We start from the raw sequence: 22,172 nt of genomic DNA, 5'->3' as shown, positions 1-22,172 counted from the left end.
AATAGCCCATGCTGCGAATCAGTCAGTACTTGCGCACCCTGGCCGGCCAATGCCCGGCGCCGCGCGTCTCGGCCCCCGGCAGCAAGCGGCCGCCAGTGGTGATCTGGAACCTGCTGCGCCGGTGCAACCTGACCTGCAAGCATTGCTATGCCACCAGCGCCGACAGTGTGTTCCGCGATGAGCTGGACACCGCCACCGCGCTGCGGGTGATCGATGACCTGCACGAAGCCGGCGTGCGCGTACTGATCCTTTCCGGCGGCGAGCCGCTGCTGCGCGCAGATATATTCCAGCTGAGCGCCTACGCTCGCGACAAAGGCTTTTTCGTGGCGTTGTCCACCAACGGCACGCTGATTGATGAGCGCAATATCCAGCAGATTGCCGACGCGCATTTCGACTACGTGGGCATCAGTATCGATGGCCTGGAGGCGACCCACGATGCCTTTCGCCAGTCACACGGCAGCTTCCAGCGCTCGTTGCATGGCATACGTCTGTGCCGCGAAGCAGGCATCCGCGTGGGCCTGCGGACCACCCTGACCCAGGACAACCACGCGCAGCTGCCGCAATTGCTCGCGCTGATGCGCGCTTACGACGTGCAGAAGTTCTACCTGTCGCACCTCAACTACAGCGGGCGCGGCAAGCGCAGCCGCCAACTGGACGCGCACCGGCAGATCAGCCGCGACGCCATGGCGCTGATTTTCCAGCAAGCCTGGGAGGACATCGAAAACGGCGTGGCCAGCGATTTTGTCAGCGGCAACAACGACGCCGACGCGGTGCTGTTGCTGCAATGGGTACATCGCCATCTGCCTGAGCATTACCCGCAGCTGGAGCACCTGTTGCACGGTTGGGGCGGCAATGCGTCGGGCTGCGGCATCGCCAATATCGACAACACCGGCGAGGTGCATCCGGACACCTACTGGTGGCAGCACTCGGTGGGCAATGTGCGCAACACCACGTTCCGCCAGCTCTGGCTCGACCAACCCGACCCCTTGCTGCAGCGCCTGCGCGAATACCCGCGCCGCATCGGCGGGCGCTGCGCCGAGTGTCGCTGGCTACCGATCTGCAACGGCAACACCCGTACCCGCGCCTGGGCCGATGGCGACCTGTGGGGCCCGGACCCGGGTTGCTACCTGAGCGACGATGAAATCGCCATGCGCTCGCCCAACCTGATTCCGTGCTCCACCCGGTGACACAACCGGGGCAGCACTCCTGATGATCGACCAAGGATGTCCCATGCACACCACTGCCCTCCCCCCCAGCCTGCACAGCCCTTTGCACCCCGGTGAAGTCGCGCTGGTGGGCGCCGGACCCGGCGACCCACGCCTGCTTACCTTGCGCGCCTGGAGCCTGCTGATGCAGGCCGATGCCGTGGTATTCGACCGGCTGATCAGCGCCGAACTGCTCACGCTGATCCCGCTCACCTGCGCCCGCCATTACGTGGGCAAGGCCAGCGGCCATCACAGCCTGCCCCAGGATCAACTCAACGAACTGCTAGCGGAACTGGCCGGCGAAGGCCAGCGCGTGGTGCGCCTCAAGGGCGGCGACCCGTTTATTTTCGGGCGCGGCGCCGAGGAGCTCGAATACCTGCTGGCGCGGGATATTCCGTGCCAAGTGGTGCCAGGGATCACCGCCGCGTCCGGGTGCAGCGCCTACGCCGGAATCCCGTTGACCCATCGCGATCTGGTCAACTCGTGCCGTTTCGTCACCGGGCACCTGCAGCGCGACGGTGCGCTGAAATTACCCTGGGCCAGCCTCGCCGAGCCGAGCCAGACCCTGGTGTTCTATATGGGCCTGTCGAACCTGGCGCTGATCGCCGAACACCTGGTGGCTGCCGGTTTGTCGGCGGATACCCCGGCGGCGCTGATCAGCAACGGTGCGCGCGCCGATCAACAGGTGGCCCGTGGCACCTTGCGCCAGTTGCCGACCCTGGCCGCCGACTGCGAACCCGGCGTGCCAACCCTGACGGTGATCGGCCAGGTCGTGGACCTGTTCGCCGGCGCCGCCCTGCACTTCCCGGCCAGCCTGGCAGCGCCGCGCGCAGCGGTGGCGATATGAAACGCCTGCTGCTGGTGCCGCTGTTGTGGGCCAACGTCGCCAAGGGCACGCCAGCTGAGGATTACCGCCAGTACTGCGAGCAGTGCCACGGCCTCAACCGCATCGGCGCCACCGGCCCGGCGTTGTTGCCCGAAAGCCTGGGGCGGATCAAGCCCGACGAGGTGCGCCAGGTGATCCGCGACGGCCGACCCGCCAGCCAAATGGCCGGATTCGCCGCGCAATTGGACAGCGCGCGCATCGACGACCTGGTGGATTTTCTGCAACAGCCGCCGGCATCGCCACCGACCTGGGATGCCCAGGCGATCCGCGCCAGCCACACCGTACTGGCGGACCTGAGCCAACTGCCGACCACCCCGCAGCACCACGCCGACCCGCTCAACCTGTTTGTGGTGGTGGAATCGGGGGATCACCATATGGACATTCTCGACGGTGACACTTTCAACGTGCTGGACCGCTTCCCCACTCACTTCGCGGTACACGGCGGGCCGAAGTTTTCCCCGGATGGGCGCTTTGTGTACTTCGCCTCCCGGGACGGCTGGATCAGTCAATACGATCTGCATAACCTCAAGCTGATCGCCGAAACCCGCGTTGGCCTCAACACTCGCAACCTGGCGGTGAGCAAAGACGGGCGCTGGGTGCTGGCGGGCAACTACCTGCCGGGCAATCTGGTGTTGCTGGATGCGCGCGATCTGTCGCTGGTCAAGATTCTGGACACTGGTTCGCGGGTCAGCGCCGTGTACACCGCACCGCCGCGCAACAGCTTTATCGTCGCGCTCAAGGATCTGAACGAGGTGTGGGAACTGGCGTATGCCGACGCGCAACCGCGCTTCGAGCCCCGGCGCATCCAGGCCCAGGACGTGCTCGATGACTTTTCGTTTTCTCCCGATTACCGACAGTTGGTCGCCACCTCGCGCAAGGCCGGGGGCGGCCAGGTAATCGACCTGGACAGCGGCGCGGTGGTCACCGATATCCCGCTGGCGGGCATGCCGCACCTGGGCTCGGGCACCTATTGGCAACGCGATGGGCACTGGGTGTTCGCCACACCGAATATCAGCAAAGGGCAAATCTCGGTGATCGACCTGAACACCTGGGCGCTGATCAAACAGATTCCCACCCTGGGGCCAGGCTTCTTTATGCGCAGCCATGTGAACTCACGCTATGTATGGAGCGACGTGTTCTTCGGCCCGGACAACGACGCCATCCACCTGATCGACAAACAGACCCTGGAAATCGCCCACACTCTGCGCCCGGTGCCGGGCAAGACCGCCGCCCATGTGGAATTCACCCGCGACGGGCGCTACGTGTTACTGAGCATCTGGGCCACGAACGGCGCGTTGATCGTCTACGACAGCCAAACCCTCAAGGAGGTCAAGCGCCTGCCCATGAACAAGCCGTCGGGCAAATACAACGTGGGCAATAAAATCGAGTTCGCCGAAGGCACCTCCCACTAGGCCTGTTCGAACAACCCACACAGCTCATCCACCTGCCGGCGCCCGTCCGGCAGCACACACAGAAACTGCGCCGACAATTCGATCAGGCCGTCCCGCGCCCATTGCTCCAATAGCGGCCAGAGCGTGGCGAAATACTGGGAAAACACCAACCCGTAACGCCGCTCGATGGCCTGGATATCCAGTTCCAGGTCGCAGGCCAAGCGCTCCACCACGTATTCGCGCAACCCTTCGGCGACCTGGCGTTGCCAGCCCTGGCAGGTAGGGAGCTGGCCATTGTGCAGGGCTTGGGCGTAGGCCGGTTCGGTGCTGCTGTTTCGCGCGCACAAGACGTCGATCTGGCTGATGGCGCTCAGGCCCAGGCCGATATGGTCGCAATAGCCGTGCAGGGTGAAGCCTTCGCTGGTGCGGCTCAGGCGGCCGCGCTCCTGGGCCTGGATCAGGTCGTCGTCGCCACGGGCAAACAGGCCCAGGCCGATGTAGTGGTAACCCGCCGCGCCGAGGCGCTCGAAGCACAACTGGCGCATTTCGGCTTTATCCGCCGCGCTGCATTGCGCCTGGGCAGGCTGGGCCAGATAACGGCTGGGCGGCCGGGCGTAGTCAAACACCTGCAGGCGGTCCGGTTCCAGGGCGATCAGGCTGGCGAGCTTGGTATCGAAGCTGGCGAGGGTCTGCCAGGCGCTGCCGTAGCCGAGATCGACGCTGACCGAACGGAAATCGAAAGTGCGCGCCGCATCGATCAAGGACTGGATCGGCGCAGGGTCGCGGTACCAGGCCAGGGCGTGCACCCCTTCGGCACGCGCGTCGGGCACGCCGATACAGACGTGGTTGAAGCCCAGGTCGCGCAGCAGACCCATGCCGGCCCAATCAGTGTGGTACGGGTCGAGGTCGATGCCGTAGTCACCACGGCCAGGGGCAAGAAAATGAAAGCGCTCGCGCATGGCCGCCATCAGCGTTTGTACCGCGCCGATGCTCGCCGCGCCGCGCCACTGGAAGTACTCCAGCGGCTGGCGAGCGCCCAGGTGGCAGCCGACCAGCTGGATCTCTTGGGCCAGGCTGCGTGAGTACTCGTCACTCGGTGGGTTGGCCGGCCAATGCAGGGTCACGGCCAGCGGGCGTTGCCGTTGGCGGCTGGTGCGCAGGGCGCGCAACATATCCAGGGAGCCTATGCCGGGGTGGAAACGGCGGATATCGGCCTGGCCATTCAGGTCCAGCACGCCTGGACCGTGACGAGCGAGGGGGATGACAGTGTGCATGGCAGGCTCCGGATCAAGGGGCGGTGAGCCATTGTCCGGCGGCGGGGCTCGACGCACCTTGATGTGCATCAAGGGCCCTACCAGCTGAGGTAGAACATGCTCTTGGCCAACAGCACGATGGCGACCATATGCGCAAACAGGCTCAGGTGTACCCCGCGCAGGTAGCGCTCGCTGGCGCGGCCACGGCGCATAAGCAGTAAGGTCGTCACAAAATGCAGCAGCACACTGGCGGCCAGTAGCAGTTTGAGCGAAAGCAACATGCCAAAGGACGACGCCGTAGGCGCGGCCAGCACCGGCAGGTAGCGCAGCCAGACCATCCCGAGACCGGCACCGAACAGCACCAACAGCACCCACGGCATCAGCGCCCGGGCGCGGCGGCCGATGCCTTGTTCCACCAACACCCGCGCCCGGGCGGGCAATTGCGCCTGTACCTTGGCCAGGATCAGCACTTCGAAAAACACCGTGCCGATAAAGATCAGCGCCGCGAACAGGTGGGCCAACAGAAACAGCAGATAGAGCATGATGGCCTCACAGGTCGCGCCGGGATTGCAGTGTGGCGCGCGCGGCGGCGGGCCACCTTGATGCCGATCAAGTCAGCACCTGCCAGCCGCAGCACTCACCGCGCCGGCTCAGCGGGCTCCAGGCGAAATCCCAGCCGGACGCTGGCAATGGCGGTTGCTCAACGGCGGCGGGCGGCGTGACTTTCCAATCGAATACCCGCAGCGCGCGCCACGCCAGCACGATGCCCTCGGCCTGGCTGTGGTCGGTATTGATCCAACTCGCCGCAGCGGCGGCCATGAACGCTTCGATGGGTTCTTCATTGATGCGCGTGCGGTAGGCCGAGCCGAGCAACCAACGGCACACGTTCAGGTGGTAGGTCCAATCCGCGGCCGGCTGGTTGCGGTAGGCCCAGGTCATAAAGCTGCGAAACAGGTTCAGGCCTTCGGGCGGGTCGAGCTTGAGCAGCGCCGGGCAGATGTCGAACAGGCTGTGCCAATACGGCAACAGACGCGCGTCCAAGTGGACGAAACAGCGGGCATTACTGGGGTATTGCGCAGGCGCCGGTGCTGCACGCAGGCGCAGGGCGCCGGCTGGCGATGGATGATTCATGGAACGCACTCACACTCGTGACGATAGAACGCCCCCTGGTCACAAGGGGCCCAAGGCACACGTCAGCAGGCGGGAGAAGCGCGGGGGTTGGCCGAGGGCCAGGCGTAGCGCGGCGGCGCTTTGTTGCGCTGGGTATGGGCTGCGCGCGGGGTTTGACCCAGGCCGAGCAGCCAGGCCAAGCCGATCAGGAACACCAGGGCGACGGTCAAGGCGGCGCACACTGGGCAGGCAAAGTAGTTCGAAATGTTGCTGGAAGCCGCGTCGCCCGACCCTTTATCGGGAAGTGGCGCCGGTTTGCCGTCCACCGAACAGAACGCCCCGCCGATTCCATTGAGCTGCTGGCCGAGCATCTGGCCATGGCTCAAACCGCACACGAAAAGGTTCATCAGCACGCAGCAGTACAGGATCCAGGCGATCAGCGAACGGTCGGGCAGGCTCAATTTCATGGCCGCGACTCTACCATCCCAGCCGCCAACGGATGAAGCGCGACCCGCCCCTGTGGCAGAACGTCGCAGATTACGCAGGCCGGCGTGGGTTGGTAGACTTGCCGCCCTCCTCGTTTCTTACTTCAAATGCCTGCTTTTTCACGGCCTGATGGGTAGATCCAGCGCAATGCAGGCGTTTCACAGGATGCACAGTTGATGAGTACGTTATTCACCCGCCGCAAGGTCCTGACCGGTATGGGCTTGTTGGGCCTGGGCCTGCTGGCCGGTTGTGACAACAGCCCCAAACTGAATTTCAAGTACGGCAAGGACTTGAGCGACAAGATCATGGGCCGCACGTTCAAGCTCAAGAACACCGAGGGCGAGACGGTCACCCTCAGTTCCTACCGTGGCCTGATGCCGGTAGTGTTCTTCGGCTTCACCCAATGCCCGGCGGTGTGCCCCACCACCCTTGCCCGCGCGGCCCAGGCCAAGAAACTGATGGGCCGTGACGGCGAGATCATGCAGGTGATCTTTATCACCCTGGACCCAGAACGCGACACGCCGGAGATTCTCGACAAATACGTAAAAGCCTTCGACCCCAGCTTCGAAGCGCTGTACGGCACCCCGGAAGAAATCGCCGTGGCCGCTAAGGAATTCGGCATCTTTTATGAAAAGATCCCGGCCGGCGACACCTACACCCTGTCTCACACCGCCACCAGTTTTGTCTTCGACACCCGTGGCAACCTGCGCCTGGGGCTCCAGGCATCCCTTACCGCTCAAGAGTGCGCAGAAGACCTGCTCACCGTCATGGAGGTCTGCTAATGACTGCCGTTCAACACCTCAAGCGCCTCACCCTCGGCCTGACCCTGCTGGGCCTCGCCGCCCACGCCAGCGCCCAGGTGCAGGTCAGCGACGCCTGGGTCCGCGCGACCGTCCCAGGCCAACCCGCCAGCGGCGCATTCATGACCGTCACCGCCGACGTCGACAGCAAGCTGCTGCGCGTGGCCTCGCCGGTGGCCAAGGACGTGCAGATCCATGAAATGAGCATGCAAGACGACGTGATGCGCATGGGCCCGGTGGACTCGGTGGCCCTGCCTGCCGGCAAAGCCGTCACCCTCGACCCCAATGGCTACCATGTGATGCTGATGGGCCTGACCGGCCAGATCAAAGAAGGCGATCCGGTGCCGCTGACCCTGACCGTGGAAAACGCCAAGGGCGAGCAGCAAGCCGTTGAAGTCAAAGCCATCGCTCGTGGCGTGGACGGCACGGCCCCTAGCCATAAGCACTAATTGCACCCGTTCGGTTCGGGTTGGCTCACCTCAACCCGCCCATCAATCCACGATAAACAGCTTCGCACCGTCCAGCGTCGATGAACGGTGCGCTTCCATCTCATTGCCCACCTGATAACTCATCCCGGCCGTCAACGTAAACCGACGCCCATCCGCCAGCTCGGTGTGCAACTCGCCCTCCAGACACAGCAGCACATGCCCGCGGGTGCACCAATGATCCGCCAGGTACCCGGCGCTGTACTCCACCATACGCACGCGAGTCGTACCAAAGTGCCCGGTGCGCCAGGTAGCGCTGCCGGTCACACCGGGGTAGATGACCGGTTCAACAGTGGACCAATCGGTGGTGCAAAACGGGACGGCGGTAAGATCCATGGGGGACTCGGTCGTGGGTTAGGGTGGCTTGAGGCTAACTGGCTGATTGGGGGGGCGGGTAGACACAGATGGAGTGGTTTTGCGGCATACAGGCAGGCGTGCTTGTTATTCTGCTCCCCCATTTCCGAGGAGGCATGCTGATGCTGATCGACCCCGCTTACGTCTTGTTTGAGACCGACCATTGGCAGCTCAATCATCACCTGACGTCCAGGCTACCGGGTTACTTGATACTGGGCGCCAAGGCGCCGATAGATTCTCTTGCCGACATGCCCGACGCCGCACTGGCCGAACTGGGGGGATTGCTGGCGAGAGCCCAGCGGATTATGCAGACGCAGTTGCGGCCAAAGTGGCTCTATATCAGCCGCTATGGGCATATGCCGGGCTTCCCGTTGCATTTTCATTTGATCCCGGTGTACGACTGGGTGGAAGACGCGTTCTGGCAGGATGAACGTTATCGGCAGTTGCAACGCTTTGGCTCGCATAACCCGACCCAACTAGTGACCGACGGGGCTGAGTTGACGCTATTTGTATGGCGCGAGTTCGGCGAGAGTCCGACGACGCCGGCGACTCAAGGTCCGTCCGTCGCGCAGGTCATCAACCGCCTGCGCGCCTGTATGCGCGATTGATACCGACCTTTGCGTGAACTGACATAGCGGTAATGCAGGCGATCTGCATATGCGGTTACACGTCTATCTGGCAGTTTTCCGGTCTCTGGATACAGTTCAAATAACGTCTGGATATGGCCCGCATGAAACGCAAAGTTCGGATATTGATCGGTGTGGACAGCATTTGTGCGGGGAGAGTTTTGCCCGCAGGTGATTGGTGCGAGCGGCGCGTGTTGCTGGACAGGCTGAAAATTTATGAGAATTTTGACGCCTTGGATAAAGCCAGGGCTGAGCATAACGTCACGCTAGGCCTGATCAAACCTGCACGCGTCACCGCACTTCGCATTCAGAAGTCAGCCTCGCAAGCATGGACTTCGGAGGAAATTGACAAGCTGCAATCAACCAGTGGTTGATCGTGAGCCTGATTTATCCGCCTAAGCCACAGAAAGAAGACGATCATCAAATAGCGTTGTTTTGAAGGGTAGGTGTTGAATGTCGAGCGAGGGCTTCAATTCCTGCGCGGCTTCAGCGATCAAACTGCGATGGCAAAAACGGGCGTCCGCCTCATAACAGACCATACAAATCCGCTGCTGGGCTGCATTGCAAACCAGCTCGTTCAACACCGTGCCTTGGGTGCGGATATAAGCCCTGAACTCGCGCGCATACGTTGTCCAATCACCGTCTTCCTTGTACTGCTTGCGTATGGGCTTTGGGCAGCCGAGCGACGGGTTATGCTCGTAAGCGATCCCCTGTGCGGCCAGATCCCGGGCAAAGGCATTTTTTGGAAAAACCTTTTTTCCGCGATAACGGGTATTCACGCACATCCAATACTCTGTCGATCCCGGCCTGCTTGAGTCGTGCAATGAATGCGTCGATGGTCAGTCCCTCGTAGCCTGCGGTGTAGAGGTTCATGCAGATTCTCCTAAGGCCTGCCGGCGCGATCAAATGGTAAAAAAACGCCGGGGCTATAACATCGGCTGAAATTGACGAGCCGTGGCGAGTGACGAGCGGAGCCAATTATTGCGTAACAAACCTATGGCCCTCGCCCATCAGGCCATCGGTTCAGCCAACCCGCTTCTTCATCGGGATACACGCCAACTGCAACCCCGACGGTGAGTGGTAAATGGCCTGTTCATCCCCGACATAACCACATGCTCGATAGAAACTCGCGGCGTTCAACGTCGCATCCAGCACCACCTCTTCAATCGCCAGTTCCCGCGCGAGACTTTCAAGGTGATCCAGCATCGCCTTGCCATAGCCACGCCCGGTGAAAGCGGGCAACACGAACAGCGCACCGATTTCGTTGTTGTCCAGGTCAAGCATGCCGGTGGCGACAGGCTCGTCGTTGAACCAGCCCAGATAAAACGATTTGTCCATCAGTGCGCTGTAGCCGTCCTCGGCCTTGCCACGCGTCCAGAGTGCCATTTGTTCAGCGGTGTAGGCGCCGACGCATTGGCTGCGGATGGCTTCGCGGCGGATGTCAAACGCGGCATCGGCATCGTTGAGGGTGGCGCATTTTATTTCCAGCATGAGGTCCTTCCTTCATACGTATTCATACCCGCTCGGGTGAATGAATAACGGTCGCTATCCGTGCGTAGTTGGTAAGCCTGGTTTCGCCAATTATATGCGGCGCGGGGTCAGTGATAGATGCGCTGACCGACATGCCGCCATCGGGGGCAAGCCCCCTCCCACATTGGTATCACGGTTACCGTCAGGTTTCACACTGCCTGCTTGACGTCGACGACCATGGCCAAAATCGTCGAAAAAGTATCCGTTACCATGCTTGACGCGAACAAGCCCCTTCCCATTTTTTGAGCCCTGTTCAGCGCAGAGGCCCAGCGAGGCCGCTATGATGTGGCCTTTCGCTCAATGTCCCAGGAAACACCCATGCCTGCCCTAACCCTGCGCAACGCCCTCCCCACTGATGCCGCTCGCTGCTATGCAATCGAAATAACCGCCTACGAAGGCGACGAAGCCGCGACGCTGGAAAAGATCGCCACGCGCATTGCGCAGTACCCCCAGGGTTTTCTGATCCTGGAGGCGGATGGCGAGGTGGTGGGGTTTATCAACAGCGGCTGCGCCCATCAGGTGGTGATGTCGGACGAGGCGTTCAAGGAGTTGGTGGGCCATGCGCCCGAGGCGCCGAATGTGGTGATCATGTCGGTGGTGGTCGACCCGGCACATCAAGGCCACGGCTATTCCAACGTGCTGATGACCGAGTTCGTGCAACGCATGCGCGTCATGGGCAAACAGACGATTCATCTGATGTGCAAAGAGCAGCATGTGCCGCTGTATACGCGCATGGGCTACACCTATGTACGCCCATCGCCTTCGGATCACGGCGGGATGGCGTGGCATGAGATGGTGATGGCGCTGTAATCCAGGGAGGATCGATGATGACCGCACCGCGCATTGAAATCAGCGACCAACCCAACCCCGAAGCCGAGCGCATTCTGGGTGGCGGTCTGGCCGCGTTCAACGAGGCCGTCACCGGTTACAACGACCGCGTGCCGCTCACGCTGTTGATCAAAGATCCGGACACCCAGCAAATCCTTGGCGGCATCAGCGGTAAAACCACCCTCGGCATGGCGTTCCTCGATCTGTTCCACCTGCCCGACTCACTGCGCGGTGCCGGGTTGGGCCGGCAGTTGCTGCACGCTTTCGAGGATGAAGCCCGGCGCCGAGGCTGCCGGCAGGCGGTGCTGTATACCCTCAGTTTCCAGGCGCCGGGGTTCTACGAAAAACACGGGTGGGTGCGGTTTGGCGAGATCCCGTGCGACCCCGTCGGCAGTAGCCGGGTGTTCTTGTCCAAGACCCTGTGAACGCTGGCGTGACTTCACCAACTCCCCGACGCCCCGCCACCGCCGCTGGAACCGCCGCCACCGGATGAACTGCTGCTGGAACTCGAACTGGAACTGGAACTGCTGGAGTTTGACCCGCCACCCGACCCGGTCCCCGCGCTGCTTTGGATAAACACAAACAGCGCCAGAAACGATGCGATCGGCACCGCGATCAGCCAGCCCTGGGCGCCGTGCCCCAGCAGCAGCCCCGCCGCTGCGTAGATCGCCGCCACCGCAAGCAATCGCAGCAGGAACCCGCGCGGGCTGTTCTTCCAGGACGCCTTGATCAGCAGAAACAGCAGGACGTACAACCCTAGGACCACCAGGCCACCCAGCGGCCACGCCAGCCAGTGGACATAGCTGACCTCCACAAACCGATTGGCTATCACCACCCCGAGGATATAGGTCAATAGCCCTATCACGCCGTAGAAGGCAGCGCGCGCCAGCCACAATGCGCCGAATGTCGCGCCGCCGATCAACAGGGTCAGCGGCATTACCAGCAGGTACATTAGCCATTCGCGGCCACCGGCAAAGATCGCCAAACCGACGGTAATCAGCAGTGTGGCGATCAGCGCAGCGCGCCAATCCAGCTTGCGCGCCGCGAGCAGCACACCACCGATGGCGCCGAGGATAAATGCCAGCAACACCGCGATAGCGCCGGGCGCAATGGCGGTATCGGCGACCGCGGGCAGATCGCCGCCATCCACTAATGTGGTCAGGTCATCGACCGCTTGTTGTATCCCGCCTGCATAGTCGCCCTGGCGAAAAGCCGGGGTGATATGTTCCGCGATGATGCGGTGCGCCAGCAGGTCGGTGACCGTGCCTTCAAGGCCGTAGCCTACTTCGATGCGTACCTTGCGATCGTCCTTGGCCACCAGCAACAGGATGCCGTCGTTAACGTCCTTGCGCCCCAGTTTCCAGGCGCGGAACAGTTGATTGGTATAGTCCTCAAGGTCCGCGCCGCCTAGGGTGGGCACCAACAGCACGGCGACTTGCGCGCCTTTGCGCTGTTCCAAGTCAGCCAATTGTTGCTTGAGACCGGCGGTAGTAGTGGCGTCCAAGGTATCGGTCAGGTCGATCACCCGCTGGTCCAAGGCGACGCCGATGGGAGAAGTCTCGGCGCGAACGGTCAGCAACAGGCTGGCACACACAAGCACCAGCAGACTCAAAAGTGTTTGCCGCAACCGACGCATCATATTTGTTACCTGAGGTTTCTTCCTGAAGGCGCCGACTTTACCCCATCGGCGCTATAACGCGTGACCCAAAGCGCTTGACTATCTAAACTGGCCGCCAATAGCGATACGCCATAATCTTGAGATGCCCATGGATCTACGTCACCGCAACAACGTCAACGTCATGGGCAACGGGACCTCGACCCTGGTGTTCTCCCACGGTTTCGGCTGCAACCAGGCCATGTGGAACGACTTGGCGCCACCGTTTCTAGAGCACTTTCGCGTAGTGCTCTATGACTTGGTGGGCGCGGGCCTGTCGGACCTGAGCGCGTTCGACAAGACCAAGTACGGCACGCTGGACGGCTACGCCCACGACTTGAACGAGATTATCGCCGCCTATGCCCAAGGCCCGGTGATTCTGGTTGGGCACTCGGTCAGTGCGATGATCGGCACCCTCGCCGACCGCCTGGCGCCAGGGCGTATCGCGGCCCATGTGATGATCGGCCCGTCGCCGCGCTATATCGATACGGACGGTTACGTGGGCGGTTTCAAGCGCAGCGATATCGATGAGCTACTCGACACCCTCGACAGTAACTACCTGGGCTGGTCCAGCGCCATGGCCCCGGTGATCATGGGCGCGCCGGGGCAACCGGCACTCAGCGACACCCTGGCCGACAGCTTTTGCCGCACCGAGCCGGATATCGCCAAGCACTTCGCACGGGTGACGTTTACCTCGGACAACCGCCAGGACGTGATCGGCCTGACCACCCCGGTGTTGATCCTGCAATCGAGCGACGACCTGATCGCCCCGGTGGCGGTGGGCAAGTACCTGCACAGCGTGATGCCCAACAGCACGTACTGCCTGGTGGACAACGTCGGCCACTGCCCGCATATGAGCGCCCCCCAAGCGTGCGCGGCGGCCATGCAGGGTTTCCTGGCGCCGTGGACGGCCACCTGTGCCGGCTGAATTATTCGACAGCGCCGCGTGTGCCCTGGCCGTTACCGGCGAAGACGGCACGATCCTCAAGGCCAATGCGCGGTTCGGCGATTGGCTGGGGTTCAGTATTGCCGAGCTGTGCACGCGCAGGTTCCAGGACCTGCTGACCATGGGTGGGCGAATTTTCCACCAGACCCATCTGGCCCCTATGCTGCGCATGCACGGCAGCGTCACCGAAGTGAAACTGGACATCCTGCACCGCGATGGCCACAAGGTGACTGTGCTGCTCAACGGCAATAAACGCCAGCAGGCCGATGAGGTGGTCTACGACCTGGCGCTGTTCGGCACCACCGACCGCGACAAATACGAACGCGAACTGCTGAACGCCCGCAACCTGGCCGAGGCGCTGCTGCAGGAAAAAACCTCCACCGAACTGGCCTTGCAGAATGCCCAGGCGGAGCTGAAGCAGGCCTACGCTATCTCCCAGCGACGTGCGGTGTTCGCCGAACAGATGATGGCGATCGTCAGCCACGACCTGAAAAACCCGCTGACCGCCATTCGCATGGCCTCGGACTTTCTCAGCCGCAACGAGCGCACCGCCAAGGAGCGCCAACTGTTGGGGCATATCGGCCAATCCTCGGAACGCGCCCAGCGCATGATCGCCGACCTGCTGGATTTCACCCAGGCGCGGGTCGGCCAAGGCATCGTGATCAAAGCCGCACCACTGGACCTGCACAACGTGATTCATCGCGCGGTGGATGAACTGCGTGTGGCCTTCCCCAAGGCCACCCTGGTGCATTGCACCGAAGGCGCTGGCGAGACGTGCCTGGACGCCGACCGCGTGCAGCAGATCATCGGCAACCTGGTGGCCAACAGCGTGGCCTATGGCGATCTACAGCAGCCCATCACCATCACCTCGCGCCTGGACAATGGCGCAGGCGCGGTATCCGTGCATAACCACGGCGCGCCGATCCCTCAAGCCATGCTGGCCGGGCTGTTCGAACCCATGACCCGCGGCACCGACCAAGGCAGCGATGTGCGCAGCGTAGGCTTGGGTTTGTACATCGTGCGCGAATTGGCCAAGGTGCATGGCGGCGATGTGACGGTAAGTTCCTGCGCGACCGCCGGCACTACGTTTACGGTGACGTTTCAGAACACGTAGGCGTTGCCCTGCATGACCGGCTCGACACTGCCGGTCAACACCACTGCGCCTTGCCCGTCCCAATCCACCCTGACCGTGCCGCCATCGCATTGCACCTGCACTCTGCTGTCCAGCAAACCACGGCGGATACCATTGACCACTGCCGCACAACAACACGTTCCCGAGCCCAACGGCACGCCGCCGCCGCGCTCCCAGATACGCAGGCGGATGTGGCCACGGTTGAGCACCTGGACGAAATGTACGTTGGTTCCCGCCGGGAATAATGGATGCTGCTCCAGCTCCGGGCCCGTAACGGCCGGGTCGACGGCGAGGATATCCGCCACGAAAAACGTGCAATGCGGGTTGCCCATGCTGCACGCCGCCGGGCGCCCTTCGAGCGGTAAGTCAAGGGTGTCCAGGGCTTCGGCCAACGGTACCGCTGCCCACTCCAGCGATGGCGGCCCCATGCTTACCGACACCCGCCGCCCTGCCTCACGGGTGCAAGTGAGCAAGCCGCGATCGGTCCGCAGCACAATCGAGTCACTGCCGGCTTCATGCATCAAACGGTCGGCCACCCCTCGCGTCGCACTGCCGCAGGCTTGCAAGGCCGTGCCATTGGCATTCCAGAATTTGACGCGTGCGGCGGCGTCATCGCAGTCCAGCACCACGGCCAGTTGATTGAAGCCGATGCCGGTATGACGATTGCCCAAACGCCGAGCGATCTGAGCGGTAATGGGGTCGTCCAGACCCCGACGGTCGATGATGATGAAGTCATCACCCAGGGCGTGCATTTTCACGAAAGGTAGAGTCACGGGCTGTCCTGAGGTCGACCGCAGAGGGAACCTGAGGATACCCTGAAGCCGCACCCTGGCCTATCGAAGGACCGAACCATGCTTATTGTCTTCAGCGGATTGCCCGGCACCGGCAAGACCACCCTGGCCTATGAACTGGCGCGGCGGCTCAGCGCGGTTTACCTGCGGATCGATGTGATCGAGCAGGCCATTCGCGATGCCGGGGTGCTGGCGGGCGATGTGGGCAGCAGCGGTTACGGTGTGGCCAATGCCGTGGCGTTGAGCAATCTGCGCTTGGGCCATTGTGTGATCGCAGACGGTGTCAACCCCGTGCGGGAAAGCCGCGCCGCTTGGCAAACGGTGGCCCTGGCGGCGGGCGTGGAGTTAGTGGACGTAGAGGTGATTTGCTCTGACCGACAAGAACATCAACGCCGGGTTGAATGCCGTACGGGGGATATCCCCGGCCTGACGCCACCCACCTGGCGGTCGGTGATGGCCCATGAGTACGAAGCCTGGGCGCAGGCGCCATTGAGCGTCGACACGGCGAACCTATCGGCAGCCGAGGCGGTTGAAAGGCTGCTCGCTCATCTGGGGCGATAAGTGGAATCGCGCTGGTGTTTTTGGGGCTGCTGCGCCACCCAGCGCGGGGCAAGTCCGCTCACCCCATAAAGCCACCCTAAGCACGCTTTTGCCGTGAGCTTTTAGGTGGTGAGCGGGCTTGTGGAATCGTCGCACCGCCCGCGCTAGGGCGCGAAGCAGCCCTGTATCAAAGCACGCTGCCCATCGCCTTCATCAGCACCGGGTCGCGCCCGTAGATATCCGGCGCGTACACCAGCCCGCCTTGACGATCCACTTCCACGGTCCAGTAACTCAACAGCACCGGCACGGGAGTGGCCAGGCGGAATTCGTGGGTCACGCCGGTGGCCAGCAGTTCGTCGGTGCGAGCGCGCTCGGCAGGACTGACCAGCAGGTCGCGCAGCAGCAACGGTTGTTCAACCCGCACGCAGCCGGAGCTGAACGCGCGCGGGCCCTTGGTGAACAGCGGCTGGCTGGGGGTGTCGTGCAGGTACACCGAGTAGGGATTGGGAAAGCGCATCACGATTTTGCCCAGCGGATTGCGCGGGCCGGCTTCCTGGCGCAGCAAGATATTGCCGGGGCGCGCCCAGTCGATTTGTTCCGGCGCCAGCGGGTGGCCTTCGGCATCGAGCACTTGCAGGTTCTGCTGGCGCAGGTATTCGGGGTTGAGGCGAATGGCCGGGAGCTTGTCCTCGCGCATGATGGTGGGCGGGATGGTCCACGTAGGGTTGAGGGTCAGGCGGGTGATGCGCGACTTGAGCAACGGTGTCTGGCGCTCGGCGCGCCCCACTTGCAGACGGGTTTGCCATACGGGAATGCCGCTCTGGTACACGCTCAGTTGCGCGGCGGCGACGTTGACCAGCACGCCTTCGGGTTCCAGGTCCTGGGCCAGCCAGCGGAAGCGTTCGAGGTTGATGCGCAACTGCTCGCGCCGTACCGCCGGGCTGATATTGAGTTCGGCCACCGTGCCGGCGCCGATCACGCCATCGGCCTGCAATGAATGGCTGAGCTGAAAGGCTTTGACCGCGTCTACCAGTTCCGCGCGGTACTGCTTGCCGCCTCCCTTGGGTTCAGCGGCCAGGTAGCCGCCACTAAAGAGACGCCGTGCCAGCTCCGGTACTCGCGCGTCTTCCATGCCAGGGCGCAACAACGGGCCGCTGCCCACCGGGTCCCAATGGGGCAAGGGTTGCTGACGCACGCTGGCGTAGGCATTGCGCAGGCTGCGGTAGAGGTCGGCGCTGGGGCGCGCCTGGTCGAAGGCTTGCGCCATGTCGTGCAGGCCCAATGCAGCGAAGGCCAACACCTCGGCATTCGGATCGCCGCTCGGCGGCTGCGCGTGCCACAGCGGCTCGAAGCGCGATTGCTGCAAGCGCCCGTAGTGCAAATCCTGCAGGGCTTGCAGATAGTGGCGGCTGCTGTCGATATCGCTGCACAGCACGTTGGCCGTGGCATCTACGGTTGGCAGGCTATAGTGGGAAGGGTCCAGGCCGTCATCGGCGAGCAATTGCAGTTGGGCATGCAAGGCTTGGCGACGGGCTTCGTCGGACCACAACGCGACATCGCCCTGCTGCTGATAAAAGGCTTGCAGACGCAGTTGCGCGGCGGCGTCGATCTGCGGCGCCAGGCCAGGGCAGACACTGGGCAACTGCGCCAGCGCCTGTTGCACGGGGGCCAGGTCGATCGGCGCCGGCGTGGTCACCGGCAAGGGTTCAACGGGCAGCGCTTCGGCCGTGGCGACCAGTGGTGCAACGAGCAAGCAAATGCTCAAGTAACATGCGTGTTTTTTGAACAATGCCTTAGCTCCAATCCACAGTGGGGGAAGTACTGTAGATGCTGACTTTTATGTGCCGCCTCGGCCTGATCACCGCAAGCCTGGCTGTGTTGAGTACATCTGTGCTCGCCGCCGACGGCAACGTTCCTTCCTTGTATAGCAGCCTGGCGCGCTCGGCTCCAGAACTCAATCCCACTGTGCTCAAAAGCGCCCTGAACGCCGTGCAATGTGCGGTCAATAATGGCGAAGAACGTTCCGAGCGCCTGGCTGTGATCGATTATTCCCAACCTTCGACCGCCCGTCGCCTGTGGATCTTCGACCTGCGCAAGAAAACCCTGCTGCTGCGCGACTTGGTGGCCCACGGCGCCAAGTCCGGGGAAAACTTCGCTACGCAGTTCTCCAACCTTGAAGGCAGCCATCAATCCAGCCTGGGCCTGTTCCGCACCCAGGAGAGTTACCTGGGCACCCACGGCTATTCGCTGCGCATGGATGGCCTGGAGCCAGGCTTCAATGACTCAGCCCGCGACCGCGCCATTGTGATTCATGCCGCCGACTACGTCAGCCCGCTGTGGAGCAAGCGCGAAGGCCGTATCGGTCGCAGCCAGGGTTGCCCGGCCGTCCGCCCGCAAGTGGCGCGTCAAGTGGTGGACAAGCTCAAGGACGGGCAGTTCATGTTTTCGTGGTATCCCGACCAGCGCTGGTTGAAGTCCTCGACCTACCTCAATTGCAAACCCCAGCAGGTGGCCAGTAGTCGTACAATCCGTGGCGGTTAGCCTGTCCCCACCGATTAAAGAGAGCACTCAATGCTTCTACATAAGTCCACCTGGATCGAGATCGAGCAGTTTCTACAGCGCAGCCGCACGGTGGTGGTGCCCATCGGTTCCAACGAGCAACACGGCCCCACCGGCCTGCTGGGCACCGACTGGATGTGCCCGGAAATTATCGCCCATGAGGCGCAACGGCACGCCGATCTGCTGATAGGCCCCACGTTCAATATCGGTATGGCCCAGCACCACCTGGGGTTTCCCGGCACCATCTCGCTGCGCCCTTCCACTTTTATCGCTGCGATTGGCGACTGGGTGCGTTCGCTGGCCGGGCATGGTTTCGAGAAGATCCTGTTCTTGAACGGCCATGGCGGCAATATCGCCACCATCGAGGCAGCCTTTTCCGAGCTGTACGCTGAAGCCAGCTTTGCGCGGCGCCCGGCCGGGTTCGCGCTGAAACTGGTGAACTGGTGGGATCTGGAGGGCGTCAATGAGCTGGCCCAGCGTCAGTTCCCGGTCGGCCATGGCAGCCACGCCACACCGTCGGAAATTGCGGTGACGCAATGGGCCTATCCGGACGCAATCAAGACGGCCGACTACTCGCCACAAATTGCCAACACCGGGCCAATCCGCGAAGCCCTGGACTTCCGCGCGCGCTTCCCCGATGGCCGCATGGGCTCGGACCCGGCACTGGCGACGGTGGAAAAAGGTGGGGAGTTGGTGGCGTTGGCTGCTCAGGGGCTGATCAAAACGGTGGGCCACTTCGCTGACGAAGCCAAACCGTAAATCACCCTTGGTGAGAGGGGCCAAGCCCCTCTCATCGCCGTCATCGGGTTATTGGCATTCCTTGGCCGCTATCTCCAGCCGCGACGGGGTAATGGTCGATGCCAGCGGCTTGCGCTCATACAAAAACACCTTGGCGCCCTCCCCGGCTTTGTAGGCTTCCAGCACGTCGTCGGCAGCAATCTTGCTGGTCAACACCACTTTGACGTGACGGGAATTTTGCGTGACCGTGGAGGAGATGCCGTGTTTTTCCAGCTTGGGCAGCACGCACTGCACATAGCTTTCAGGCGCCTTGGTGGTCTGCAAGGTCAAGCTCGGGGTGTTGGGTGCGGAAACGCATCCGGCCAGTAACACAGAAGCGAAGGCCGTGGCCGGTACGAAAAAAGAGCGCATGAAAAAATCCTGACGATAACAATAAAAGTTCATATCAACCCGCACGAATCAGGGCCTTGAGCGACGCGTCGAACTGCTTCAGGGCATCGAGCTGCACATCGCGCTGCTGTTCGATCTGCGCGGCAATCTCCGGTGCAGCCTTGTCACGCACCCACACCGACGGCACTTGCCGCTGCACCGAGCCTTCGGCTTTGGCGATGTATTGCAGGTTGGCGTCATAGAACCGCGCCACAAACCGCGCTTGGACCTGGTCATTGCGCGGTGTGAGCAACTGATTATGGGTGTCGAGCATCACCACCACATCGGGATGGGCTTGTACCAAGGCGTCCAGAGTGTCGTAAACGGTGACCGAGACAAAACTGCCCTGCAGCGAATGCATCAACCAGTCCATAGCCAGCTCCGGGTCGGAACTGTTAACGAACGCCGCACGGATGCGTGAGTCGAGGGCATCCTTGGCGCCATTCAAGGCCATGTCGTGGTAGCGTTCAAGGTAGCTGAGGTTGTCGCGGGTGTAGTCGCTCAGCAAAACACCCACCGACTGCGTAGGCTGCAGAGAGTCTACACTAGCAACGATCGGTAGCAAATGGCCTGTACGCAGATCGCCGGCGATTGCCGAGTTGTTGAGCAAGGCAGCGCCGAGCATCAGCAACATTGAACACAGTTGAATTAAAGTCCTCATCGCGCATTTCCCTGAACGGCGTGTCGATGGGGCAATTTTGCGCTTATGCGGCAAAAACAGAACTTGCGTTACGTGATGGTGACTATTATCTGAACCGATAGTGCACCGATAAAACTATAAGGACTATTCCATGAAGCCCCACCAGAAAACCTTCGACCGCATCCGCGAAGCCGTCCTGCCGGAGTTTCGCGACCGGGTCGCCGATTACCTGGCCGAGTACGAGCAGGTGCTGCAGGATAAGACGGTGGACGCCGACCGGTTCCAGGCCAGCGCCCACCAACTGCGCGGTTATCTGCGCGGTTTGAACACCACGCGGGTGCTGGGCATGGCCGATTGGGAAGACCTCGACCGGCGTGCCGCGCAATTGACCGAACCGGCTACAGCGCCGGACGTTGCTGATTGACCCACGCCTGTACCGATGGGCGTTGCCATTGGCGCTGCGCATAGGCCACCAGCTCGGCAGGCATCGGGTCACCGTTGAGGATCAAGCGGTTGAGCATCACTGCCAGGTCTACATCGGCAATCGACCACTGGCCGAATAGATAATCCGGATTACCCGCCAGCAGCGCCTGGGCCGCCGCGATCAGTTTGACCGCGGCCGCTTCGGCCACCGGCGACAACGGCGGCATCTTCTGCCCGCAAAACACCACCAGCGTCGAGCGCTCCTGGCGAATCGGCAGTAAATCGCTGCGCAACCATGCCTGCACTTGGCGCGCCTTGGCCCGCTGCTTTGGGTCAGTCGGGTACACCGGCGTATGCGGGTAGACCTGATCCAGATACTCCGTGATCGCGGAAGACTCCGATAATGCAAAGTCACCCTCAACCAGGGTCGGCACCCGTTGCGTCAGCGACAATCGGGTGTAATCGGCTCCCTGGTTCTGCGCAGCGTCCAGGTCCACGGGAATGGTGTCGAAAGCCAGGCCTTTTTCCCGCAGGGTGACGAATACCGACATGGCATACGGACTGGTGTAGAGCGAATCGACGTATAGACGCAGCGGTTCGTGGTGCATGGCGATCTCCTTGAAATAAAGCCCTACGCTACGAGATCGGCGACGATAAAGACAATGCGGGCTTTTTATGGGGGCATTCCCGACAGGAATAGCATTTAGCCGGCAAAGCCTCCTGCGTCCAGGAACGTCTGTTCCTCTGCGGTAGTGACCCGCGCCAGCACGGCATTGCGATGGGGGAAACGCCCGAAGCGCTCGATGATGCGCGCGTGTTCCTTGGCCCAGTGATAGGTGCTCGCGTCCAGGTGCTGGTTGAGGTCCAGGGAGCGTTGCTGGTCGGCAGGGTCTTCGGAGTGTTCAAACGGCAAGTAGCAGAATGCCCGCAGGGCCGGCTCGACCTGCTGATCCAGGCCGGCGTCGAGCAGACGCTCTGCATATAGACGTGCCAGCGGGTCGGTGGCGAACATATGCGCCGTGCCGCGAAAGGCATTGCGCGGGAATTGATCGAGAAGAATCAGCAAGGCCAGCGCACCTTCCGCCGAATCGAGCCAGCCCTCTAGCTCGCGACGGGCGGCTTGCAGATGGGTCGCGTAGAACCTGTCGCGGAATGTGGCATCGAAGGTGTCGTTCTTGGCGAACCAGCGTTTGGGGCCCGCGGTTTTCCAAAAATCAACAACGCTTTGGGGAGTATGGCTGGCTGTAGCGTCATGCAGGGTCACGGTGGCGGCCTCCAATGAAGGTTGAGCGAATACCGCAGAAGGTATCAGAAGCAGGACGCTGCGCACCTGAATGTTATAGGATAACACTCCGTCTATCTCTAG

The 22,172-nt window shown here is 62.2% G+C and carries 28 protein-coding genes and 1 pseudogene; 15 read left to right on the top strand and 14 right to left on the bottom strand.

The genetic code is table 11. The annotated features are described in order from the left end of the window. Positions 1–8: 8 nt before the first annotated feature. From nirJ to K1567_RS01315, 3 genes are read left to right on the top strand one after another with little or no spacing between them, the layout of a single operon-like run. A complete protein-coding gene (gene nirJ, locus K1567_RS01325) occupies positions 9–1,187 on the top strand; it encodes a heme d1 biosynthesis radical SAM protein NirJ (protein WP_169868694.1) in 1,179 nt (392 codons plus the stop codon). Positions 1,188–1,230: 43 nt separating this feature from the next. Beyond that, positions 1,231–2,052: a uroporphyrinogen-III C-methyltransferase gene (gene cobA / locus K1567_RS01320; protein WP_169868693.1), complete on the top strand. Its 822-nt coding sequence runs from the start codon at positions 1,231–1,233 to the stop codon at positions 2,050–2,052. Then, positions 2,049–3,503, top strand: coding sequence for a nitrite reductase (locus K1567_RS01315; RefSeq protein ID WP_169868692.1), 1,455 nt, complete (start codon positions 2,049–2,051; stop codon positions 3,501–3,503). Before cobA ends, K1567_RS01315 begins: the two co-directional genes overlap by 4 nt. Here the strand turns inward: K1567_RS01315 and K1567_RS01310 are convergent. The 4 genes from K1567_RS01310 to K1567_RS01295 all read right to left on the bottom strand — a co-directional run bounded on the left by K1567_RS01310 (position 3,500) and on the right by K1567_RS01295 (position 6,312). Further along, complete coding sequence (locus K1567_RS01310; RefSeq protein WP_169868691.1) at positions 3,500–4,756, bottom strand: coproporphyrinogen III oxidase; 1,257 nt, start codon at positions 4,754–4,756, stop codon at positions 3,500–3,502. The genes K1567_RS01315 and K1567_RS01310 overlap by 4 nt on opposite strands. A 77-nt stretch (positions 4,757–4,833) precedes the next feature. Further along, positions 4,834–5,277, bottom strand: coding sequence for a membrane protein (locus tag K1567_RS01305; RefSeq protein ID WP_034098503.1), 444 nt, complete (start codon positions 5,275–5,277; stop codon positions 4,834–4,836). Between the two features lie 67 nt (positions 5,278–5,344). Then, the gene (locus K1567_RS01300) at positions 5,345–5,866 is read right to left on the bottom strand and encodes a putative natural product biosynthesis protein (protein WP_034114070.1); all 522 of its coding nucleotides are present in this window, start codon (positions 5,864–5,866) and stop codon (positions 5,345–5,347) included. A 62-nt stretch (positions 5,867–5,928) separates the two neighbouring features. After that, positions 5,929–6,312 carry a DUF2946 domain-containing protein gene (locus K1567_RS01295; protein ID WP_169868690.1) on the bottom strand — a complete coding sequence of 128 codons (384 nt, stop codon included), beginning with the start codon at positions 6,310–6,312 and terminating at the stop codon, positions 5,929–5,931. A gap of 195 nt (positions 6,313–6,507) precedes the next feature. Here K1567_RS01295 and K1567_RS01290 point away from each other — a divergent pair, with 195 nt between their 5' ends. After that, entirely contained in the window at positions 6,508–7,113 is a 606-nt protein-coding gene (locus tag K1567_RS01290) for an SCO family protein (protein ID WP_034098508.1), read from the top strand. Then, on the top strand, positions 7,113–7,580 hold the full coding sequence (locus K1567_RS01285) for a copper chaperone PCu(A)C (protein WP_034098510.1): 468 nt from the start codon (positions 7,113–7,115) through the stop codon (positions 7,578–7,580). The genes K1567_RS01290 and K1567_RS01285 overlap by 1 nt, the downstream gene beginning before the upstream one ends. Before the next feature lie 42 nt (positions 7,581–7,622). Here K1567_RS01285 and K1567_RS01280 read toward each other — a convergent pair whose 3' ends face one another. After that, complete coding sequence (locus tag K1567_RS01280) at positions 7,623–7,952, bottom strand: DHCW motif cupin fold protein (protein ID WP_034098512.1); 330 nt, start codon at positions 7,950–7,952, stop codon at positions 7,623–7,625. Between the two features lie 140 nt (positions 7,953–8,092). Here K1567_RS01280 and K1567_RS01275 point away from each other — a divergent pair, with 140 nt between their 5' ends. After that, positions 8,093–8,578, top strand: a complete 486-nt coding sequence (locus tag K1567_RS01275; RefSeq protein WP_034114076.1) for an HIT family protein — start codon at positions 8,093–8,095, stop codon at positions 8,576–8,578. Between the two features lie 122 nt (positions 8,579–8,700). After that, positions 8,701–8,970, top strand: a complete 270-nt coding sequence (locus tag K1567_RS01270) for a hypothetical protein (protein ID WP_034098514.1) — start codon at positions 8,701–8,703, stop codon at positions 8,968–8,970. Between the two features lie 21 nt (positions 8,971–8,991). On the opposite strand, the pseudogene K1567_RS01265 reads toward K1567_RS01270, so the two are convergent. Beyond that, a pseudogene (locus tag K1567_RS01265) lies at positions 8,992–9,469 on the bottom strand (DUF488 family protein). A gap of 150 nt (positions 9,470–9,619) precedes the next feature. Next, positions 9,620–10,087 carry a GNAT family N-acetyltransferase gene (locus K1567_RS01260; RefSeq protein ID WP_169868689.1) on the bottom strand — a complete coding sequence of 156 codons (468 nt, stop codon included), beginning with the start codon at positions 10,085–10,087 and terminating at the stop codon, positions 9,620–9,622. Between the two features lie 357 nt (positions 10,088–10,444). On the opposite strand from K1567_RS01260, the gene K1567_RS01255 reads away from it, so the two are divergent. Next, complete coding sequence (locus tag K1567_RS01255) at positions 10,445–10,936, top strand: GNAT family N-acetyltransferase (RefSeq protein ID WP_034114084.1); 492 nt, start codon at positions 10,445–10,447, stop codon at positions 10,934–10,936. A gap of 17 nt (positions 10,937–10,953) precedes the next feature. Continuing rightward, positions 10,954–11,379, top strand: a complete 426-nt coding sequence (locus K1567_RS01250; protein WP_169868714.1) for a GNAT family N-acetyltransferase — start codon at positions 10,954–10,956, stop codon at positions 11,377–11,379. A 14-nt stretch (positions 11,380–11,393) separates the two neighbouring features. Here the strand turns inward: K1567_RS01250 and K1567_RS01245 are convergent, their stop codons facing one another. After that, a complete protein-coding gene (locus K1567_RS01245; RefSeq protein WP_034098521.1) occupies positions 11,394–12,593 on the bottom strand; it encodes a YgcG family protein in 1,200 nt (399 codons plus the stop codon). A gap of 127 nt (positions 12,594–12,720) precedes the next feature. Between K1567_RS01245 and K1567_RS01240 the strand changes: the two genes are divergently transcribed. Then, positions 12,721–13,536: an alpha/beta fold hydrolase gene (locus K1567_RS01240; protein WP_034114088.1), complete on the top strand. Its 816-nt coding sequence runs from the start codon at positions 12,721–12,723 to the stop codon at positions 13,534–13,536. Further along, positions 13,526–14,668, top strand: a complete 1,143-nt coding sequence (locus tag K1567_RS01235) for a PAS domain-containing sensor histidine kinase (RefSeq protein ID WP_034098524.1) — start codon at positions 13,526–13,528, stop codon at positions 14,666–14,668. Before K1567_RS01240 ends, K1567_RS01235 begins: the two co-directional genes overlap by 11 nt. On the opposite strand, the gene dapF is transcribed toward K1567_RS01235, so the two are convergent. After that, positions 14,656–15,459 (bottom strand): diaminopimelate epimerase, encoded by an 804-nt coding sequence (gene dapF / locus K1567_RS01230; RefSeq protein WP_034098526.1) that lies wholly within the window; start codon positions 15,457–15,459, stop codon positions 14,656–14,658. The two genes, K1567_RS01235 and dapF, sit on opposite strands and share 13 nt — an antisense overlap. A 78-nt stretch (positions 15,460–15,537) precedes the next feature. Here dapF and K1567_RS01225 point away from each other — a divergent pair, with 78 nt between their 5' ends. Continuing rightward, a complete protein-coding gene (locus K1567_RS01225; protein WP_034098528.1) occupies positions 15,538–16,038 on the top strand; it encodes an AAA family ATPase in 501 nt (166 codons plus the stop codon). A gap of 166 nt (positions 16,039–16,204) precedes the next feature. Here the strand turns inward: K1567_RS01225 and K1567_RS01220 are convergent, their stop codons facing one another. Beyond that, positions 16,205–17,806, bottom strand: a complete 1,602-nt coding sequence (locus tag K1567_RS01220) for a murein L,D-transpeptidase (RefSeq protein ID WP_034098530.1) — start codon at positions 17,804–17,806, stop codon at positions 16,205–16,207. A 38-nt stretch (positions 17,807–17,844) separates the two neighbouring features. On the opposite strand from K1567_RS01220, the gene K1567_RS01215 reads away from it, so the two are divergent. Together K1567_RS01215 and K1567_RS01210 are read left to right on the top strand one after the other, a co-directional pair. Next, on the top strand, positions 17,845–18,558 hold the full coding sequence (locus K1567_RS01215) for a murein L,D-transpeptidase catalytic domain family protein (RefSeq protein ID WP_034098532.1): 714 nt from the start codon (positions 17,845–17,847) through the stop codon (positions 18,556–18,558). Between the two features lie 30 nt (positions 18,559–18,588). Then, positions 18,589–19,335 (top strand): creatininase family protein, encoded by a 747-nt coding sequence (locus K1567_RS01210; RefSeq protein ID WP_034098534.1) that lies wholly within the window; start codon positions 18,589–18,591, stop codon positions 19,333–19,335. Between the two features lie 48 nt (positions 19,336–19,383). On the opposite strand, the gene K1567_RS01205 is transcribed toward K1567_RS01210, so the two are convergent. Both K1567_RS01205 and K1567_RS01200 read right to left on the bottom strand, forming a co-directional pair. Beyond that, the gene (locus K1567_RS01205) at positions 19,384–19,725 is read right to left on the bottom strand and encodes a hypothetical protein (protein WP_034098536.1); all 342 of its coding nucleotides are present in this window, start codon (positions 19,723–19,725) and stop codon (positions 19,384–19,386) included. A gap of 34 nt (positions 19,726–19,759) precedes the next feature. Beyond that, positions 19,760–20,404 carry a hypothetical protein gene (locus K1567_RS01200; RefSeq protein WP_034098538.1) on the bottom strand — a complete coding sequence of 215 codons (645 nt, stop codon included), beginning with the start codon at positions 20,402–20,404 and terminating at the stop codon, positions 19,760–19,762. A 130-nt stretch (positions 20,405–20,534) separates the two neighbouring features. Here K1567_RS01200 and K1567_RS01195 point away from each other — a divergent pair, with 130 nt between their 5' ends. Further along, positions 20,535–20,807: a hypothetical protein gene (locus K1567_RS01195; protein ID WP_034098540.1), complete on the top strand. Its 273-nt coding sequence runs from the start codon at positions 20,535–20,537 to the stop codon at positions 20,805–20,807. Here K1567_RS01195 and yfcF read toward each other — a convergent pair. Together yfcF and K1567_RS01185 are read right to left on the bottom strand one after the other, a co-directional pair. After that, positions 20,782–21,414, bottom strand: coding sequence for a glutathione transferase (gene yfcF, locus K1567_RS01190; RefSeq protein ID WP_213547366.1), 633 nt, complete (start codon positions 21,412–21,414; stop codon positions 20,782–20,784). The genes K1567_RS01195 and yfcF overlap by 26 nt on opposite strands. Positions 21,415–21,509: 95 nt before the next feature. Continuing rightward, a complete protein-coding gene (locus K1567_RS01185) occupies positions 21,510–22,064 on the bottom strand; it encodes a DUF924 family protein (protein WP_259445037.1) in 555 nt (184 codons plus the stop codon). Between the last annotated feature and the right edge of the window lie 108 nt (positions 22,065–22,172).

It is taken from the genome of Pseudomonas sp. S5F11 (genome assembly GCF_019641515.1).
Lineage (GTDB): Bacteria > Pseudomonadota > Gammaproteobacteria > Pseudomonadales > Pseudomonadaceae > Aquipseudomonas > Aquipseudomonas rhodesiae.
This window is presented reverse-complemented; position numbering and strand designations above follow the sequence as displayed.

What these genes read in the sequence shown, in the direction of transcription:
- nirJ (WP_169868694.1), top strand. Translation starts at nt 9, where the DNA reads ATGCTGCGAATCAGTCAGTACTTGCGCACCCTGGCCGGCCAATGCCCG.
- cobA (WP_169868693.1), top strand. Translation starts at nt 1,231, where the DNA reads ATGCACACCACTGCCCTCCCCCCCAGCCTGCACAGCCCTTTGCACCCC.
- K1567_RS01315 (WP_169868692.1), top strand. Translation starts at nt 2,049, where the DNA reads ATGAAACGCCTGCTGCTGGTGCCGCTGTTGTGGGCCAACGTCGCCAAG.
- K1567_RS01310 (WP_169868691.1), bottom strand. Translation starts at nt 4,756, where the DNA reads ATGCACACTGTCATCCCCCTCGCTCGTCACGGTCCAGGCGTGCTGGAC.
- K1567_RS01305 (WP_034098503.1), bottom strand. Translation starts at nt 5,277, where the DNA reads ATGCTCTATCTGCTGTTTCTGTTGGCCCACCTGTTCGCGGCGCTGATC.
- K1567_RS01300 (WP_034114070.1), bottom strand. Translation starts at nt 5,866, where the DNA reads ATGAATCATCCATCGCCAGCCGGCGCCCTGCGCCTGCGTGCAGCACCG.
- K1567_RS01295 (WP_169868690.1), bottom strand. Translation starts at nt 6,312, where the DNA reads ATGAAATTGAGCCTGCCCGACCGTTCGCTGATCGCCTGGATCCTGTAC.
- K1567_RS01290 (WP_034098508.1), top strand. Translation starts at nt 6,508, where the DNA reads ATGAGTACGTTATTCACCCGCCGCAAGGTCCTGACCGGTATGGGCTTG.
- K1567_RS01285 (WP_034098510.1), top strand. Translation starts at nt 7,113, where the DNA reads ATGACTGCCGTTCAACACCTCAAGCGCCTCACCCTCGGCCTGACCCTG.
- K1567_RS01280 (WP_034098512.1), bottom strand. Translation starts at nt 7,952, where the DNA reads ATGGATCTTACCGCCGTCCCGTTTTGCACCACCGATTGGTCCACTGTT.
- K1567_RS01275 (WP_034114076.1), top strand. Translation starts at nt 8,093, where the DNA reads ATGCTGATCGACCCCGCTTACGTCTTGTTTGAGACCGACCATTGGCAG.
- K1567_RS01270 (WP_034098514.1), top strand. Translation starts at nt 8,701, where the DNA reads ATGAAACGCAAAGTTCGGATATTGATCGGTGTGGACAGCATTTGTGCG.
- K1567_RS01260 (WP_169868689.1), bottom strand. Translation starts at nt 10,087, where the DNA reads ATGCTGGAAATAAAATGCGCCACCCTCAACGATGCCGATGCCGCGTTT.
- K1567_RS01255 (WP_034114084.1), top strand. Translation starts at nt 10,445, where the DNA reads ATGCCTGCCCTAACCCTGCGCAACGCCCTCCCCACTGATGCCGCTCGC.
- K1567_RS01250 (WP_169868714.1), top strand. Translation starts at nt 10,954, where the DNA reads ATGACCGCACCGCGCATTGAAATCAGCGACCAACCCAACCCCGAAGCC.
- K1567_RS01245 (WP_034098521.1), bottom strand. Translation starts at nt 12,593, where the DNA reads ATGATGCGTCGGTTGCGGCAAACACTTTTGAGTCTGCTGGTGCTTGTG.
- K1567_RS01240 (WP_034114088.1), top strand. Translation starts at nt 12,721, where the DNA reads ATGGATCTACGTCACCGCAACAACGTCAACGTCATGGGCAACGGGACC.
- K1567_RS01225 (WP_034098528.1), top strand. Translation starts at nt 15,538, where the DNA reads ATGCTTATTGTCTTCAGCGGATTGCCCGGCACCGGCAAGACCACCCTG.
- K1567_RS01215 (WP_034098532.1), top strand. Translation starts at nt 17,845, where the DNA reads ATGCTGACTTTTATGTGCCGCCTCGGCCTGATCACCGCAAGCCTGGCT.
- K1567_RS01210 (WP_034098534.1), top strand. Translation starts at nt 18,589, where the DNA reads ATGCTTCTACATAAGTCCACCTGGATCGAGATCGAGCAGTTTCTACAG.
- K1567_RS01205 (WP_034098536.1), bottom strand. Translation starts at nt 19,725, where the DNA reads ATGCGCTCTTTTTTCGTACCGGCCACGGCCTTCGCTTCTGTGTTACTG.
- K1567_RS01200 (WP_034098538.1), bottom strand. Translation starts at nt 20,404, where the DNA reads ATGAGGACTTTAATTCAACTGTGTTCAATGTTGCTGATGCTCGGCGCT.
- K1567_RS01195 (WP_034098540.1), top strand. Translation starts at nt 20,535, where the DNA reads ATGAAGCCCCACCAGAAAACCTTCGACCGCATCCGCGAAGCCGTCCTG.
- yfcF (WP_213547366.1), bottom strand. Translation starts at nt 21,414, where the DNA reads ATGCACCACGAACCGCTGCGTCTATACGTCGATTCGCTCTACACCAGT.